The organism is Thiocapsa sp. C2-2m (assembly GCF_041903745.1).
GTDB lineage: Bacteria > Pseudomonadota > Gammaproteobacteria > Chromatiales > Chromatiaceae > Thiocapsa > Thiocapsa roseilacustris.
This window is the reverse complement of the sequence record NZ_JBBWVD010000007.1, coordinates 80,121-97,961: the sequence shown is the minus strand read 5'-3', so window position 1 is coordinate 97,961 and position 17,841 is coordinate 80,121. Positions and strand designations below refer to the sequence as shown.

Annotated in this window: 8 protein-coding genes; 6 read left to right on the top strand and 2 right to left on the bottom strand. The window is 65.9% G+C overall.

Features of this window, described 5'->3' with window-relative positions:
- The first annotated feature begins 48 nt into the window (after positions 1–48).
- Together AADX97_RS07150 and AADX97_RS07145 are read left to right on the top strand one after the other, a co-directional pair.
- Positions 49–2,430, top strand: coding sequence for a Tex family protein (locus AADX97_RS07150; protein ID WP_374233153.1), 2,382 nt, complete (start codon positions 49–51; stop codon positions 2,428–2,430).
- 31 nt (positions 2,431–2,461) lie between these two features.
- Positions 2,462–2,824, top strand: a complete 363-nt coding sequence (locus AADX97_RS07145) for an SET domain-containing protein (RefSeq protein WP_374233155.1) — start codon at positions 2,462–2,464, stop codon at positions 2,822–2,824.
- 33 nt (positions 2,825–2,857) lie between these two features.
- On the opposite strand, the gene AADX97_RS07140 is transcribed toward AADX97_RS07145, so the two are convergent.
- Positions 2,858–8,338, bottom strand: coding sequence for a diguanylate cyclase (locus AADX97_RS07140; protein ID WP_374233157.1), 5,481 nt, complete (start codon positions 8,336–8,338; stop codon positions 2,858–2,860).
- A 371-nt stretch (positions 8,339–8,709) separates the two neighbouring features.
- Between AADX97_RS07140 and AADX97_RS07135 the strand changes: the two genes are divergently transcribed.
- On the top strand, positions 8,710–9,942 hold the full coding sequence (locus tag AADX97_RS07135; protein ID WP_374233159.1) for an efflux RND transporter periplasmic adaptor subunit: 1,233 nt from the start codon (positions 8,710–8,712) through the stop codon (positions 9,940–9,942).
- On the top strand, positions 9,939–13,088 hold the full coding sequence (locus AADX97_RS07130; protein ID WP_374233161.1) for an efflux RND transporter permease subunit: 3,150 nt from the start codon (positions 9,939–9,941) through the stop codon (positions 13,086–13,088). Before AADX97_RS07135 ends, AADX97_RS07130 begins: the two co-directional genes overlap by 4 nt.
- Before the next feature lie 103 nt (positions 13,089–13,191).
- On the opposite strand, the gene AADX97_RS07125 is transcribed toward AADX97_RS07130, so the two are convergent.
- Positions 13,192–14,037: a PA4780 family RIO1-like protein kinase gene (locus AADX97_RS07125; RefSeq protein ID WP_374233163.1), complete on the bottom strand. Its 846-nt coding sequence runs from the start codon at positions 14,035–14,037 to the stop codon at positions 13,192–13,194.
- An 846-nt stretch (positions 14,038–14,883) separates the two neighbouring features.
- On the opposite strand from AADX97_RS07125, the gene AADX97_RS07120 reads away from it, so the two are divergent.
- Positions 14,884–17,226 (top strand): esterase-like activity of phytase family protein, encoded by a 2,343-nt coding sequence (locus AADX97_RS07120; protein WP_374233165.1) that lies wholly within the window; start codon positions 14,884–14,886, stop codon positions 17,224–17,226.
- Between the two features lie 181 nt (positions 17,227–17,407).
- Positions 17,408–17,692: a hypothetical protein gene (locus AADX97_RS07115; protein WP_374233166.1), complete on the top strand. Its 285-nt coding sequence runs from the start codon at positions 17,408–17,410 to the stop codon at positions 17,690–17,692.
- Positions 17,693–17,841: the final 149 nt, after the last annotated feature.

The window sequence follows — 17,841 nt, the reverse complement described above, 5'->3', positions numbered from 1 at the left end:
GCTGCCGACGCCATCCACCTTGATCCGCCGTATCGGAACCCATCGCGCATGACCGACATCACCCGGACCCTCAGCCAGGAGCTTGCCGCTCGACCCGAGCAGGTCGAGGCCGCCATCCGACTGCTCGACGAGGGCGCGACCGTGCCCTTCATCGCGCGCTATCGCAAAGAGGCCACCGGGGGGCTGGACGACATCCAGTTGCGCTTGCTCGAAGAGCGCCTCGTTTATCTGCGCGATCTGAACGAGCGTCGCGCCACCGTGCTCAAGAGCATTGAGGAGCAGGGCAAGCTGACCCCCGAGCTCCAAGCGGAGATCGTCGGCGCCGAGACCAAGCAGCGTCTCGAAGACCTCTATCTGCCCTTCAAACCCAAGCGACGCACCAAGGCCCAGATCGCGCGCGAGGCGGGGCTCGAACCCTTGGCCGATGCTCTGCTCGCGGATCCAAGCCCGTTGCCCGAATCGCACGCGGCATCCTATGTGGATTCGACCAAGGGTGTGGATGACATCGCGGCGGCCCTGGAAGGCGCGCGTCAGATCCTGATGGAGCGTTTCGCCGAGGATCCGGAGCTGACCGGGCGTCTGCGCGATCATCTCTGGGAGAAAGGCATTCTGGTCGCCAAGGTCATGCCGGGCAAGGAAGACGAGGGCAATAAGTTCTCGGATTATTTCGACTATCGCGAGCCGCTTGCGCGCATTCCGTCGCACCGTGCGTTGGCCTTGTTCCGCGGGCGCAACCAAGGCGTCCTGCACCTGGAGCTGCTGGCCGGGGAGGGCGATGACCCGGACGCCGTCTGTCGCGGTCTGATCGCGTCGCGCTTCGGGGTTCGGCAGGCCGGGCGCCCCGCAGACGACTGGCTGATCGAGACGGTGCGCAAGACCTGGCGGATCAAGCTGCTGACCCGGCTCGACTTGGAGCTCAAAGGTCGGATGCTGGAGGCGGCCGAGGAGGAGGCGATTCGCGTCTTCGGGCTCAACCTCAAGGCGCTCTTGTTGGCCGCCCCGGCGGGTCGGCTTGCGACACTCGGGCTGGACCCCGGACTGCGTACCGGGGTGAAGGTTGCCATCGTGGACGGCACCGGGCGTGTGGCGGCGACCGACACCATCTATCCCCATGTGCCGAAGAACCAATGGGATGCCTCGATTGCGCGTCTCGCCCTGTTGGCGAAGGAGCATGGGGTGAAGCTCGTGAGCATCGGCAACGGGACCGGCTCGCGCGAGACCGACCGGCTGGTGCGCGAGCTGATCCAGAAACATCCGGAGCTCGGTCTGCGCTCCCTCGTCGTGAGCGAGGCGGGCGCCTCGGTCTATTCGGCCTCCGAATTCGCCTCCAAGGAGCTGCCCGAGCTGGATGTCTCGCTGCGCGGTGCGGTCTCGATCGCACGTCGTTTGCAGGATCCGCTCGCCGAGCTGGTGAAGATCGAGCCCAAGGCGATCGGTGTGGGCCAGTACCAGCACGACGTGAATCAGCCCAGACTTGCGCGCGCACTGGACACCGTGGTGGAGGACTGCGTGAACGCCGTCGGGGTGGATCTGAACACCGCCTCCGTGCCGCTCTTGACCCAGGTCTCCGGGCTCAACCGCACCCTCGCCGAGAACATCGTGCAGTTTCGCGAGACCAACGGGGCCTTTTCCAACCGCAAGCGCCTGATGGCGGTCCCGCGCTTCGGCGAGAAGGCGTTCCAGCAGAGTGCGGGATTCCTGCGCGTGCGCGACGGCGACGAGCCTCTGGACGCCTCGGCCGTTCACCCGGAGGCCTATCCGCTGGTGCGCAACATCCTTGTGGAAACCGGCAAACCCATTACCGCCCTGATCGGCGACAGCGCGACCTTGCGCCGCCTGGATCCCGCCCGCTTCACCGACGACCGATTCGGTCTGCCGACCGTCAAGGACATCCTCGCCGAGCTGGAGAAGCCTGGCCGTGACCCGCGCCCCGAGTTCAAGACCGCGCAGCTCAAGGATGGGGTGGAGACACTCAAGGATCTCAAGCCCGACATGATCCTGGAGGGGACTGTCACCAACGTAACCAACTTCGGCGCCTTCGTGGACGTGGGGGTCCATCAGGACGGTCTGGTCCACATCTCCGCCTTGGCCGACCGCTTCGTCAAGGACCCGCATGGCGTGGTCAAGTCCGGGGATCTCGTGAAGGTCAAGGTGATGGAAGTGGATCTCGTGCGCAAGCGGATCGCGCTGAGCATGCGCCTGGGCGATGTCGCGCCCGAGCGCGCGGCCGGCGATGTATCCGACACCCGCTCGCAGGGTCGCGAACAGCGCCCGAGGGTACAGGCCTCGCCAGGTCGGCCCGGCCGCCCGGCCGACGCTCGCCCGGCGTCCGACGGGCGAGGTGCGACACGGTCCAAGGCCCCGGCTGCGGCCGAGGTCCCGGGCGGCGGCACCATGGCGGATGCCTTCGCCAAGGCCAAGCGCCGCTGAGTCAGCGCATTGCCACAAGGCGACGGCCGCGATGGGGCGCTCCTCCTCCTCCTCCTCCTCCTCCGCCGACCTGCTGCGCACGCGTGTCTACCGCGCGGCCTCCCCGATTCACGGCCAAGGTTGCTTTGCCAAGATCGCGTTTCGCAGCGGCGACTTCATCGGCACCTTCGAAGGCCCCGAGGTGGATCGCGACGGCACCTACGTGCTCTGGACCTACGACGCCGAGGGCAACGTCCTCACCGGTCGCCAAGGACGCAACCTCCTGCGTTGGCTGAACCACAGCGACGACCCGAACGCCGAGCTCGACGGCTTCGATCTCTACGCCCGCCGCGCGATTGCGGTCGACGAGGAGATCACCTTCAACTACGGCGGTGCCGGTGGGGACGCGATTTAATCGAGGATTCCACAGACCCTGTCGCCGGACAGCTTACGGCAATGGCGCGGACCCCGCGCCTCCCGGGGACGTCCGATTGCGGCCCCCGGCCTTGGCGCGGTAAAGCGCCTCGTCCGCCAGCCGCAACAGTGCCTCGGGCGAGGCGGCGTCTCCGGGTGCAAGCACCGCTACGCCGATGCTGACGGTGACGCGGCCGAGCGGCGAGGCATCATGGGGCAGGGCCAAAGCCTCGAGGGCGCTGTGGATCGACTCGACAAGGCGCAGCATGCCCGCCCCGTCGGTGTCGGGGGCGATGACCGTGAATTCCTCGCCGCCGAAGCGGGCGGCCAGGTCGCTGATCCGGTGCGCCTGGGCACTCAGGACCCCGGCGATGGCGCGCAGGCATTCATCGCCGGCCTGGTGGCCGTAGCGGTCGTTGTAATGCTTGAACCAGTCCACGTCGAGCATCGCCAGGCTTAGAGGCCGTCCGGCGCGGGTAGCGCGTTGGCACTCGGTCTGCAGGGTTTCATCGAAGCGGCGGCGATTGGCGAGACCGGTCAGGCTGTCGGTGGTGCTCAGGATCGCGAGCTCGCGGTTGGCGGTCTCGGCCGCTGCCCTGGCGCGCGCAAGGTCCTCGCGCACCTGCCGGCTCGCGGTGATGTCCTGGGCGCTGGTGCGAAAACCGAGTGAACGACCCGAGACGTCGAAAATCGGGCGCCAGGAGGCGGAGATCCAGAATCGCGAGCCATCTTTGCGCAGACATCGGAACTCGACATGGTCGCCGCTGCGGCCCTGGAGCGCCTTTTGAAAGCTTTCCAACATGATAGGCCGGTCTTCTTCGACCGTGGACATCACCACGAAATCGTCCGCGGCGAGATACTCCTCCGGGGTGAAGCCCGTGAGCTCCAGCGAAAAGGGATTCATCCAGAGCAGCTTGCCTTCCGGACTGAACCAGGCCTCCCAGCTGGCGGCGTAATTGGCGATGGCCTTGAACTTCTCCTCGCTCTCGCGTAATTCCGCTTCCACCTGCTGACGTTCGGCGATTTCCGCCCCGGCGCGCCCGATGGCGTCCGTGAGCAGCCGGTTGGCTTCGGACAGCTCGCCGGTGCGCTGCGCGACCTTGCCTTCGAGCGACCGGTAAAGCCCGGCGTTTTCGAGCGAAACCGCCAACTGTCCGCCCAGTATCGTCACTGCCTCGATGCGCGCGGCGGTAAAGGCGGCGCGAAACAGCCGGTTCTCCAGGACCAGAAAGGCGGTGAGCCGCCCATGGAGGAAAATCGGCAGGCCCAGCAGCGAACACAGGGGCAGACTGGCGAAGTGGGGATCCCCGGCAAAGCGACTGTCGATGACCGCATCGTCGGAGACCAAGGGGACGCGCGTCTTCAGCGCCAACCGCATCCCGGAGGCGCTGATGATTCCCCGCTCCGCGGCCTCCTCCGCCGGCATGCGCTCCAACGACTCCTCGCCGCGCACCCCGCCCTCCAGGTACCAGCGCCCGGCCTCGTCCAGGACCAGCAGCCGCACGTCGGTCGCGCCGGTCAGATGGCCGACCAGCTCCACCACTCGCGCCACCAGTCGCGGCAGTGAGCGTTCGGCGGCCAGGGCCTGGGAGGCGCGCAGCAGGGCCTCATGGTCCAAGGCATCGCACTGGCTATCCCGCACGCTGCCTGAAGGGCTGGTGTCCAGGAAAGGCCAGGCGTCGCGCATCGCCCGCGTCTTTCCCGCGGCCCCCCACTGCCGATAGAGGGCATAGGCGCGCGCCAGCAGGGCGCGGCCGGCGTCTTCCAGCCCGCGCCGCAGGTAGCAGCGTCCGGCCCGCTCGGCGATCAGTGCCTGGTGCCAGGGGCGCAACTCGGCCCCGGCGTGGCGCAACGCCCGCTCGAAGCGCTGGAGCGCGTCCCAGGGCTGCTCCAGCACGTCCAGCCGTTCGGCCTCCACCAGGTCGTGGAGATGGCCGAAGTTCATGGGCGCGTCGGCGGCGCGCGCGGCGAGCCAGGTCTGGCTCGCACCGAGGCGCTCCAGCAGGGCAGGCCGGTCCGCCTCAGCGGTCACCCGCAGTTGCTCGGTCAGCGCGAGTGAACTCAAAAAGACGGCCAGGGCGGTCGGGTAGAAACCGCTGATGTGGCGTGACAGGCCGACCGCGGCCTCGGCATGACCAGACAGCCCCGCCGTATCGTTGAACAGGCAGGCCCCCAGCGCCCGGTAGGTGTGATAAAAGGCGAGCGCCATGGCGTTGCCCCGGATGGCCGCGAGATGCGCTTGGTCGTCGAAATCGGCGTCCGCAAAGCCCCCGCGCTCGTGGGTCTTGCCCTCCAGTGCCCGCGTGAGCTGTCGGTAGGGCAAATACGCCTGCTCTGAATGCCGGCTCCCGGTCTTGCGCGTAAAGCCGATAGCCGCAGCAAGCTCGGTGTCCATCTCGGCGAGTTGCGTACAGGTCTCGAACAGGGCTGCCAGCGAGTTAAAAAAGGTAAAGTTGGCGAACTCCAGATCGCCGGCCCGCAAGAGCCCCGCGTAAGCCGCCCGGGCATGTCCCAGATCATCGGTCAGCGGCTGAAACCAATGACAGGCAAAGAGCCCGAAGGCGTGCTCGGCGCGGGCCACTTCCAGTCCCCCGTGGTCGCGCGCGAGGGCAGTTTCCAGGGCCGCGCGGGCCGCGCGATAACCCGTGGCATAGTCTTCCCGCAGGGCGATGGTCACCATCGTGATGCAGCACATCGGGTAGCACAGCAGCTCGCAGTAGCCGGCCTCGATCCACAGGCGGCTGCAGCGCGTCATCATCCAAAAGCCGAGCAGTGAACCGGAAAAGAGCGCGGCCGGGATCAAGCGATTGAGCAACTGGGCGACCATCAGCAGCCGCTCATCGTCCAGGTTGCATTGGGCGGGCAACCGCTCCAGCGCGCCCGCCGCCACATGGAGGTAGAACAGATCGAGCTCCTGTTCGAGATGGTCGCGGGTGTTTTCCAGCGGCAAGGCGATGCCAAGCGCTCCCAGCAGACCGGCCCCAAGACGCACGGCCTCGTCGTAGTGGGTGCGGTTGGACAGACTGGCAATCTGTATGCACAGCGGTGCGAGCAATTGACCCGGCGCTGTCGCTTGGGTTGCCAGCACGGCATAGACCGCATCGGCCTCATCGTGGCGGGATTGGCTATAGAGCACCAGGTGCAGTTCGGTATGGAGACTGAACGCCGCCGCCTGATCGCTCTGCCAGGCGTCCGCCGCCAACAGCCCGATGCCCAGCTTCAAGAGGCGTTCCGACGTGACATAGGCGCCGGCCTGGCGGGCCTGTACCGCGGCCGCGAGGAACAATGCGCGGGCGCGCGCGCGCTCGTCGCTCTCGACGATCAGCGAAGTGGACATCGCGTAGTGTTCGGCAGCGCGCAGGAACTGCTCCGGATTGGCCGCAACCCCGGCCAGGCGCCGGGCGATCATTAAATGCAGCCGCTCGCGCCAGGCGTCGTCGCGCAGTTGGTATACCGCCTGCTGCATCCGGTCGTGGCAAAACGCCAGCGCCGCCCCGCCCTTTGCCTGATGCACCGCCACCGCGTTGGGGGTGATCAGGATGCCCCGCTCCAATGCGGGTCCGAGCCGCTGCGCGAGTACGCCTGGGTCCTCCCCCGTGACGAGCGCCAATAACCCGAGCGTACAGGTGTTGCCCAGGCACGCGGCGGCGACCAGGGTGTCGGCGCTCTCCTGACCCAGGGTGCGCAACCCGTCGGCCAGGAAGTCCACGACATTGGTGCTCGCCGGGTGGGCGGCGATGGCGGCGAGGTCCCAGTGCCAGCATCCCCTCTGCGGGTCCGGCCGCAGCCCCCCTTCGCGGTAGAGCGCATTCAGGAACTCGATCGTGAAGAAGGGGTTGCCGCTGGTCTTGGCGTACAGGGCGGCGGCCAGCGGTTGTACGCGGTCCGGCGGACAGTGCAGCATGTCGGCGAGCAACCGGGTCATATCGCTCGCCGTCAGGCTGGCCAGGGACAGCACCGGGGCCGGTGCGCCAGTGGCTGTCGGTTGGCGCAATAGGCGCAAGAGCGGGTGGGCCGCGTCGACCTCGTTGTCGCGATAGGCGCCGATCAGTAAGAGACCACGCAGCGCCGTGTCTTCGAGCAGTGCCCCGATGAAGTCCAGCGACGGTTGGTCGGCCCATTGCAGGTCGTCGAGAAACAGCACCAGCGGATGCTCGGGCGCGGCGATCTGGCGCAGCAGGGCGACCAAGAGAGCGCGCAAGCGCACCTGCGCCTCGCGTGGCCCAAGTTCCGGCACGGGGGGCTGAGCACCGAGCAGGGCCTCCAATTCCGGTACGACCTCAAACAAGGCGGCGGCGTCCGGGCCGACGCCCTGAAGGATCTGCGTGCGCCACGCCTCGACCTTTGCCTCCGGTTCCGCCAGCAGCAACTGGCACAACTGGCGCAGACCCTGGGCCGGGGCCAGAAACGGGCGGTCGTGGCTGAACTGCTCGAACTTGCCGCTGAGGAAGAGCCCGTTGCCCAGCGTGACCGGCCGGTGGATCTCGTGGATCAGTACCGTCTTGCCGACCCCCGAATAGCCGGCCACGAACAGGCCCCGAGCACCGCCTGCGGTCGCGTCGGTGAAGGCCGCCATCAGCGTGGCCAATTCCTCCTCGCGCCCGTACAGGCGGCGCGGCGGTCGGGGGGCCAGGGGCAGGTCGAGCTCCTTCAACCGCACCGCCGCAAGTGGCTGATCGGCGGCCAGCGCGCTGCGCAACAGGTGCAGATCGTGGGCCAGCCCTGCCGCGCTCTGATAGCGGTCGTCCGGTTCCTTGGCGAGCAGGGTCAGGATCAGCTCCGCCACGGGGGGCGGTAACCAGGGCGCCCGCTCTTGCGGCGGTACCGGCGTGCGGGCCAGGTGGGCATGGATCAGGTTGAGGGTATCGGTGCCCGCGAAGGGCGGGGCACCGGTGGCCAGGGCATAGAGGGTGGCACCGAGCGAATAGAGGTCGGTGCGGTAGTCGACCGGCCGATTCATCCGTCCGGTCTGCTCAGGCGACAGATAGGTCGGCGTGCCCGGCAGGGCACTCGGGTGATCGAACCCCGGGTGCTCCTCGGCAAAGGTCGTGGCCAGATCGTAGTCGATGATCTGCACCTGCAGGTCGGACGGCCGCACCAGGATGTTGGCGGGGTTCAGATCCTTGTGGATGACACCGCGCCCGTGGATCTCGGCCATGGCATGCGCCAGCGCCTGCGCGATGGTCAGAAAGCGCTCCGGATCGAGGTTGCCCAAGAGCCCTGACGCCTGCAGGGTGACACCGCCGAAGTCCGCCATGGCCAGCTCCGGCATGGCCGGGTCGAAGCGCACCAGACGCGGACAACCGGGCAGGCCCTGCAACCGATCCAGGATGCGCTGCTCGTTGTGTAGCGCGGACCGGGCGGAGGCGAGGTCTCCGTCATCACGGCCCTGCTTGACGATCAAGGGGCCAGCCTTCGGGTCGAGCAGGCGAAGCACCCGCAGGTGACGCCCGCGGTGGATCTCGGTTGCACCCGGAGATGGTCCGATCGCTGATGGTCCGATTGCTTGAGTCAAGACGCTACTTCCTGCGTTGCGCGGACGAATCCATGGTTCAAGAGGCTCGGAGAGCGAGCGTGACGCTGGGCGTCGGATTGGCTCCCCTGACGGACGCCATCGGGAGGCGTGGACGATGCTTGTTGATGAAGAATAGCTGAACCCGACAGAGTGGTCCCGTGAATGCACGCGCGAGGTGGCTCGCGCGGACCGGGCGAGGCGGTCGCTTTTCAATGGTATGGGCAGCCCAAGACGCTATGCCTCCTCGGCGACGTGCGTCTATCGCACACCCGGGAGGCCGCCGTTGCCGTTTCGCCGGGCGCTCCGACGAGTTGCTTTGAGCAGGGTACGCCCCGACACTAACAACCCTAGCAGTTACCCCGCGAGTCACCGTGAAGCGCCTGACCAAGTTCTTGTTGCCCGTCCTGATCCTTGCCGTCGGTTTCGGAGTCTTTCAGTACCTCAAGCAGACCCGCCCGGAGAGTGCGCCGACGGAGATCGTCGAGCGTGTCTGGCGGATCGAGGCCGAAACGGTGGAGCCGCGTCGGCTCTCCCCCGGGCTTGAGCTCTACGGGAGTGTTCAAACGCCCAATCTCCTGCGCGCGGCCGCTTCGGCGCAGGCACGTGTTGCCAGGGTACTGGTGCGCGAGGGTGATCGGGTCGAGGCCGGACAACTGTTGGTGGAGCTTGACCCGCGCGATTTCAGTTTCCGTCTCGCTCAAGCCCGTGCCCGGATCGACGAGCTCGATGCTCAGGTCGAGAGCGAGCAAACCGGGCACGAGACCGATCTCGCCGCGCTTGAGCAGGAGCGCAAACTGCTCGCGATCGCCCAAGATGGTGTGGAGCGCGCCTCGCAGCTGACCAAGCAACGGGTCGGCTCCCAAACCGACCTGGATATCGCCGAGCAGGAACTGGCCCGCCAAGCACTGGCCGTGAGCAACCGCGAGATGAACATTGCGGACTTCCCGGCGCGCCGACGCGCGCTCGAGGCAAGACTCGCGAGCGCGCGGGCGGGCCTCGAGGAGATCGCACTCGAGCTCGAGCGCGCACCGGTGGTCGCGCCCTACGATGCCATCATCGCCAAGGTCTCGGTCACGGTGGGTGACCAGGTGCGCAAGGACGATATCCTCTTGACGCTCTACGCGATCGACAGCCTGGAGGTCCGCGCGCGGATCCCGGCGCCCTTCCAGGCGGAGCTGAGCGCCTCCCTGCAGGCCGAGGGTCGCCTGCCGGCGACGGCCATCGTCGGGGAGCGCACGCTCAAGCTCTCGTTGGAGCGGCTTGCCGGCGAGGCGAGCGCGAGCGGGATCGACGGACTCTTCGATATCGAGGACGCGGAGGGTCTCCTGCGCGCCGGTCAGATGATCGCGCTGCGACTGGACCGTCCGCCGCAGGAGAGCGTGGTGCCGGCCCCCTTCGGTGCCGTCTACGGCGGTGATCGGGTCTACAAGCTCGTCGACGGCCGCATGAAGGGCGTGCCCGTGCGCAGTCTGGGGAGTTGGTTTACCGAGACGGGAGAGGAGCGGCTGCTGGTGCAGGCGCCCGATCTCGTGGCCGGCGATCGCCTGATCGTGACCCACATGCCCAACGCCGTGGACGGGCTGCGGGTGGAGACGGTGCAGTGACCGATACCAGACCCGCCAAGGAGAAGGTCGTCAAGGGGCATCAGAACGACATCATCGGCCTGTTTGCCCACCACAAGGTCGCGGCCAACCTCCTGATGGCGATGATGATCCTGAGCGGGATCTTCGCTCTGGATCGTCTGAACGTGCAGTTCTTCCCGAGTTTCGACCTGGACTTGGTCACGGTGCGGGTGGTCTGGACAGGCGCGAGCGCCGAGGACATCGAGGACGGCATCACGAATCCCCTTGAGCAGCGTCTGCGCTCGGTCGATGAGCTGCGCAAGATGACGTCCACCTCCACGCAGGGTATCTCGGCGATCACGATCGAGTTCAACGAGGGGGTCGACCCCTTGCTGGCCCTGGACCAAGTGCGACGCCTCGTCGACGATTTCCGTAACCTCCCGCAGGACGCCGAGAAGCCCGAGGTGGCGCTGGTGACGCGCTACGAGTCCGTCGCCCGACTGGTCCTGACCGGTCTCGAACGCCCGGACGAGCTGCGACATCTCGCACGTCGCTTTGAGTCCGAGCTGCTCGAGAGCGGGATCGACAAGGTGGAGATCCGCGGGCTGCCGCTCGAAGAGATTAGCATCCAGGTCGACCAGGCGCAGCTCGAAGAGCTGGGTTTGGGGCTGCCGCAGATCGGCGAGCGGGTCGGTGCCTTCAGTCGCGATCTGCCGGCCGGGGCGATCGGTCGTGGCGAGGCGACGCGCGAGCTGCGCAGCCTGGATAAGCGCCGGGATACGCTCGAGTTCGCACAAATTCCGATCAAGACCGAGGAGACGCTGAATCTGCAGCTCGGCGATATCGCCGAGATCGAGCGGGTGCCGCGCGATGCAACCCTGCGGCTTTCCATGAACGGCAGCCCGGCGGTCGAGATGATCCTGCAGCGTGCCGAGACGGGCAACTCGCTCGCGGCGGCCAAGGCACTCGACGAGTGGCTGGCCGAGACACGTCCCCTGCTCCCGCCTGGGGTCGAGCTGGTCGTCTACGACGCCTCCTGGGAGCTGATTCGGGACCGCATCATGCTGCTGGTGACCAACGGGGCCGGCGGTCTGATCCTGGTCGTCGCGATCCTCTTTCTGTTCTTGAGCGGTCGGGTCGCCTTCTGGGTGGCCTGGGGTATCCCGGTGTCCTTCATGGCCACACTCTTCATCCTCTACCTGGCCGGCGGCAGCATCAATATGATGAGCCTCTTCGCGCTCATTATGGCGCTGGGCATCATCGTGGACGACGCCATCGTGGTCGGCGAGGACGCCATGGCCCATCATCAGATGGGCGAGGATCCGCTCCTCGCGGCCGAGGGCGGGGTTCGCCGGATGCTGGCGCCGGTGGTCGCGTCCTCGCTGACGACCATCGCCGCCTTCCTCCCGCTGATGTTGGTCGGCGGGGTCATCGGCAACATCCTGAACGTCATCCCGCTGGTCATCGTGGCCGTCATCCTCGCCTCGCTCTTGGAGAGCATGCTGGTGCTGCCCGGGCATCTGCGCAGCGCCTTCGTGCACTCGCACAAGGTCAAACCCGATTCTCTGCGCGGACACTTGGATCGAGCCTTCGAGTACTTTCGCGACCGGCTGTTCCGCCCACTGGTGACGCTCGCCGTTCACCATCGCTTCGCCACCATCGCCGGCGCGGTTGCGGCCTTGATGATCGCCATCGGCCTCCTGGCCGGCGGGCGCTTGGGTTTCGTCTTCTTCCCGACGCCGGAGGGCCAGATCATCACGGCAAATGCGACCTTCGTCGCAGGCACACCGCGCGCGCGGGTCGATGCGCTTCTGGAGCACCTCGACGAGACGCTTCGGGAGACCGAACGCGCCTTCGATCAAGGCAAGCTGGTCAATCTGGCAATCGCCCTGCACGGGGCGAAAGGCGAGGGCAGCGGCTCTTCGGCGGATCAGCTCGGCGCCCTGCAGGTGGAGTTGATCGCACCGGATGCGCGCGAGGTGCGCAACGAGGAGTTCATTCGGGCCTGGCAGGAGCGCATCGAGTTGCCGGCCGGACTCGAGGGCTTCACCATCGCCTCGCGGCGCGCCGGTCCGCCCGGTCGAGACCTGAGCGTACGGCTCTTCGGTGCGGATGCGGAGACGCTGAAGGCCGCGGCACTCGACATCTCCGAGGTTCTGAAAGGGATCTCGGGCGTGACGGCCGTCGAGGACGACATGGCCTTCGGGCGCGAGCAGGTCATCTACTCGCTCACCCCCGCCGGACAGGCGCTCGGACTCACGGTCACCGAGCTGGGGACCCAACTGCGGACTGCCTTCGAGGGGCAATTGGTCCAGATCTTCCAGGACGGTGCGGACGAGGTCGAGGTTCGCGTGAAGCTCCCCAAGGCCGAGCGCGAACGTCTGGGAACCCTCGAGCGCATCAACATCCGCCTTCCGGACGGTACCTCGGTGCCGCTCACGACGGTCGCGCAATGGCGCTCGCAACGCGGCTTCGAGATCCTGCGTCATGCCGAGGGCAAGTTGGCGGTCGAGGTCTCGGCGGATGTCGACTCCGACGTCAACAATGCCGGGGCCATCATCGAAGGGCTGGTCGCCTCGACCCTGCCCGAGCTCGAGGCCACCTACGGGATCAGCTACTCCTTCGAGGGTCGCTCCGCCGATCAACGCGAAACCCTGGCCGACATGCGCAAGGGCTTGGTGCTCGGGCTGATCCTGATCTACATCATCCTAACCTGGGTCTTTTCGTCCTATGGCTGGCCGTTGGTCGTGATGGCCGCGATCCCGTTCGGCTTGACCGGCGCACTCTTCGGCCATTGGCTGATCGGCATCGATGTTACCATCCTCTCGCTGTTCGGGATGTTCGGCCTGTCCGGGATCGTGATCAACGACTCCATTATCCTGGTCAAATTCTACCAAGAGCAGCTCGACCAAGGGGTTGCCAGCAGCGAGGCGTTGATCGAGGCCGCCTGCCAGCGCCTGCGTGCCGTGCTGCTGACATCCTTGACCACGATTGCCGGCCTGACGCCGCTCTTGTTCGAGAAATCCGTTCAGGCCCAGTTCCTGATCCCGATGGCGACCTCGATCGCCTTCGGACTCGGGTTTGCGACCCTGCTTGTCTTACTTGTCATCCCGGCATTGCTCTCGATCCACGACAGTGCGCATGGACGTCTGAGCCGGTTGTTCAGGGCGAATCCGGCACCGGCGTGATCCTGCTCGGGGTTGCGCTCGTGACACCGCTCCTGCGGTGTCACGTCTCTCCAGGCGCTCCGCGCTCGATCTCGCGCCGGTATCGATCGGTACACATCGACCGTCACGCCTCCTCGCGCCCCTGGCGACGCCTGATCGCATCCTCGCGCGCATCGTTGATTTCTCGCATGATGCCTTCGATGTCGGCCTGCTTGTTGGATCCTTTGAAGTGTCCGGTCAATTTGATCTCGGGTGTCAAGGCGCCGCTCTCGTAGATGTACCAGATCTCTTTCGCATAGCTCGTCGAGAGCAGCTCCGGGGCGAATTGACCGAAGTAGGCTGCCAGATTTCCGACATCGCGCTCCAGCATTCGCGCGGCATTGTTGTTGGCCGCCGCATCGACCGCTTGGGGAAGGTCGATAATCACGGGTCCATACTGATCGACCAGGATGTTGAATTCCGAGAGATCGCCGTGTATGAGACCGCTGCAGAGCATGCGCACCACATCTTTGATCAGGATCTCGTGGTACAGAAGCGCTTGCTCGCCCGTCAGGTCCAGATCATTGAGCCTCGGCGCCGCATTGCCCTCGTCGTCGGTGACCAGCTCCATCAATAAGACGCCTTCGACATAGAGGTGAGGCTTGGGAACACGCACCCCCGCAGCGGCCAAGCGGTATAGCGCATCGACCTCGGTGTTCTGCCAAACGTCTTCCTGCTGTTGCCGTCCGTAGCGCGAGCCTTTCGCCATCGCGCGCGCCTGTCGGCTGTTTCGCACCTTACGGCCTTCACTGTACAAGACCTGCTTATGAAAACCCCGTTGATTGGCTTCCTTGTAGACCTTGGCACAGCGCACCGCGCCATCGGCATGCACCACATAGACCGCGGCCTCTTTGCCGCTCTTGAGCGGGCGGATCACCTCGTCGATTAGGCCGTCTTGGACCAAGGGTTCGAGGCGTTTGGGAATCTTCATAGACATCCTGCTGCGAAGTGGCGGACCCGGATCCGAGGACGCGGCGTCGGGGCCCGGTCTGAACTGAGCTCTCGGGTGCTCGTCGCGGACGATCGGACAGCCAAGGCTGTTCGCCGAAGCGGGAACACGAGCGACCGACGGGACTGCCGGGGATACTGGCGAAAACGATTGCCGGGGTCGCGTGGCAAGCCGCCGGCCTGACCGCAGCCGAGAGCGAAGGGGCGCGAGCCGATGTGCACCATCGAAACCTCGGCTGGGCGCCGTGACGTGGCGTTCCGACTCAACAGGGTCCGGTACGCGATCACCGCCGCGGGTCGATACAGGGCGAGGGACTCTTCACTAGAGAGACTCGCACGAAGAGGGTAGACCGTATTCATGTCGATCGCCGTGTATGGTATACCAAGCGTCGCCCGGACGACAGACAGTGCGCAGGGCATCGGAGGTGATCTGCGAACCCGGGCGGCGCCACGCGCCCGATCCGCACCTCGGTGGCGCGCGAGCGATTGCCCGTGCGCGTCCAAACCTTACGACGACAATCGTCATGCCCGCGTAACAACTCGCCGAACCGATTCCGCTACCCTCCGCGGGCCTGGGTCGGTCTTAACCGGCCCCGGCGGGTCCGAGTTGCCTCGAGGCTGCGCCGCGTCTGCGGTCGGCCCTGGAGTCGGTTTCGGAAGCGGCCTCTTGGATTGCCGCCCCGCTTCATTGTCTCGGGTCAGGGCTCTTCGATGACTGCCGGCCGACTCCGCTGCGGAAGGGTCCGTCCGGAAAGAGTCGTCCGGGTCTCGTCTCGAGAGCGGCGGTATCGGTTCGGTAGGCGATCAACCCAGCGGAGAGACAAAGCAAATGCGTAGAACGAAGATTGGGCTGGCCTTGGCCAGTCTCCTGATGGTCGGTCTGGCCGGCACCAGCCAGGCGACCTTCGACCTGAACGACTCATGGGCAGCAGCGTACGATCTGCGCTGGCGCCCGCCCGTCCAGAGCTTTCAGCGGATCGCCACACTCGGAAACTATCTGAACCGGGGCGATATCGCCGAGGAGACGGTGTCCGAGATTATTGCTGCGACCCAAGACGGGACGATTCTGGTCTATACGGACAGCCCCGGTGAGCGTATCGGCTTCATCGACATCGCGGATCCGAGCAGTCCGCAGCCGATCGGGATGTTGGAGCTGCCGGGTGAGCCGACGTCCGTCGATATCCTGGACAATGCCCTCGCACTCGTTGCGGTGAATACCAGCGAGAGCTTCGTCGACGTGAGCGGCCAGTTGGTGGTGGTCGAGATCGCGACGCGGACGATCGTCGGTACGATCGAGCTGGGAGGCCAACCGGATTCGATCAAGATCAGCCCCGATCGTCGCTACGTCGCCATTGCGATCGAGAACGAGCGTGATGAAGATATCGAAGTCGGCGGTGTCGAGGGCGGTCTTCCGCAGCTGCCCGCAGGGTTCCTCGCGATCGTCGACATCGACGGCACGGATCCGGCTGACTGGGATCTGCGGAACGTCGACCTGACGGGTCTTGCGAGCTATGCGCCCGAGGATCCCGAGCCCGAGTTCGTGGACATCAACGCCGCGAACGAGGCCGTGGTCTCTCTCCAGGAGAACAATCATCTGGCGATCGTCGATCTGGTCCGCGGCAAGGTGACGCGTCACTTCGCGGCCGGTACGGTATCCTTGGACGGGATCGACGCCACCGAAGACGACATCATTGCACTGACGGAATCCCTGACCGACATCCCGCGCGAGCCCGACGCCGTGGCTTGGGTTCCGACCGGCCGCCTCGGTCGAACCTACGGCATCGCGACCGCCAACGAGGGTGACCTGTTCGGCGGCAGCCGCGGATTCTCGGTCTTCGACCGCACAGGTGGTGTGCTCTTCGATAGCGGGGCTTCGCTCGAACAGATCGCGGTCCAGCACGGTCATTACCCGGAGTCACGTTCCGAGAACAAGGGGAATGAGCCCGAGTCGATCGAGTACGGCCGCTTCGGTGCTCGGGATTACCTCTTCGTCGGCTCGGAACGCGGCAGCTTCGTGGCCGTTTACGCCTTGACGGGGAACGGCCCGGTCTTCAAGCAGCTCCTGCCGGCGCCCTTGGGCCCGGAAGGGCTGCTCGCGATCCCCTCCCGCAATCTCCTGATCGCCACCGGCGAAAACGACGATCCCGAGTTCGGCGTGCGCTCCGCGGTCATGATCTACCAGCTCAATCCTGGTCGGCCGACCTATCCCGAGATCTTGTCCGACACGGCCGGCGGCTCACCGATCCCCTGGTCCGCCTTGTCCGGGATGGTCGCTGTTCCGGGAGAGCCGAATCGCCTTCTTGCGGTTTGGGATTCCTATTACTCCGAAAGCCGCATCTTCGGCATCGATGTCTCTGCCAAGCCGGCCTTGATCACCGACGCTCTGACCATCCAAGGCGGCTCCGGCAACTTTGATCCGGAAGGCATCGCGGTGGCGCCGGACGGTACCCTCTGGATCGCCAGCGAAGGAAACGCGAGCGACTCGCGGCCGAATCGTCTGCTTCAGGTCGATCCGGCGACCGGTCAGGTCATGCAGGAGATCGGTCTGCCGCCGGAGGTTCTGGCGTGTCGCGCGGCGACGACGAACCGGGCGACCCTAGGCTCGGGCTTCGAGGGTGTTGCGGTCGAGCCGATGCGTGGCGGATATCGTTTGTTGGTCGCCCAGCAGCGCGGTTGGGACTACACGACGGATGAATGCGAGGCACTCGACGACGATGCAGGTGGTCTGAATGCGCTCGGTCAGCCGAACCTGACGCGGATTTGGATCTACGACCCGACGGCGATGTCCTGGGATCACGTGGCGTGGGAGTTGGCGCCCTTGCCCGCGAACGCGTCCTGGGTCGGACTCTCCGAGATCACACGCGCCCGAGACGGGTCCTACGTGCTGATCGAGCGCGACAATCTGACCGGAGATTTCGCCGCACTCAAGACGCTCGTCAGGGTGTCGAATCGCGACCTGCGCGACGGTGTGGTCGCCGAAGACGACAAGGCGGTCTTTGATCTGTTACCGCGGTTGAAGTCGACCCATGGTTGGATCACGGACAAACCTGAAGGGGTCGCGATTACCGCAGCCGGGCGTACCTTTGTGGTAACCGACAACGACGGAGTCGACGACTGGTCGGGCGAAACCTGGTTCATGGATCTCGGATTCTTCCGGCGGCTTTTCGACTGATCGCCCGTCCCTTCGATTGCAGGATGCCTTAGATCGATCAAGTCCGGAATGCGGGGCACGGATGCCCCGCGACTGACGATGTATGCGGTCCACGAGATCTCGTATGACGTCTCCCTTCACCCCGGGGACCTTATTATGGGATTCGCCCGAGAGAGGCAGGCTCCCGAACACCGAAAGCAGCATGAGACCCGATACCCGAACCGCGATGGGCCAGCTCATCGACCAGGTGCGCGCAGCGATCCCGTTCGACGCGGTACCGGCCCGCGTCTGCAGCGGCGACTGCTCGGGCTGCTCGCAGAAGCTGTTGGACTATCTGGATGGAGAGCTGGCGGCACGGGAGCAGCGGCTCGCCGAGGGAGACCGGCCGAGTCTTGCAGACCTGTCGCGTTTGGCCAAGACCGCTCGCAAGATCCATCGTGTGCTGGTGCGAAACGGCATCCTGTCCGAGGAGGCCGAGCCGAGATGAGACGCTGTTGCCTCCAAAAGGTCTTCGCGGTCATCCGGCACGCCGTCTCTTGGTCGGCAATGGCCAACGCCGCTTGACACGTCTGTCGCCGGCGTGCACCCGCTGGTGCCGCGGCACGGCATCACTGCATGCGGGCGGATCGGATGTGG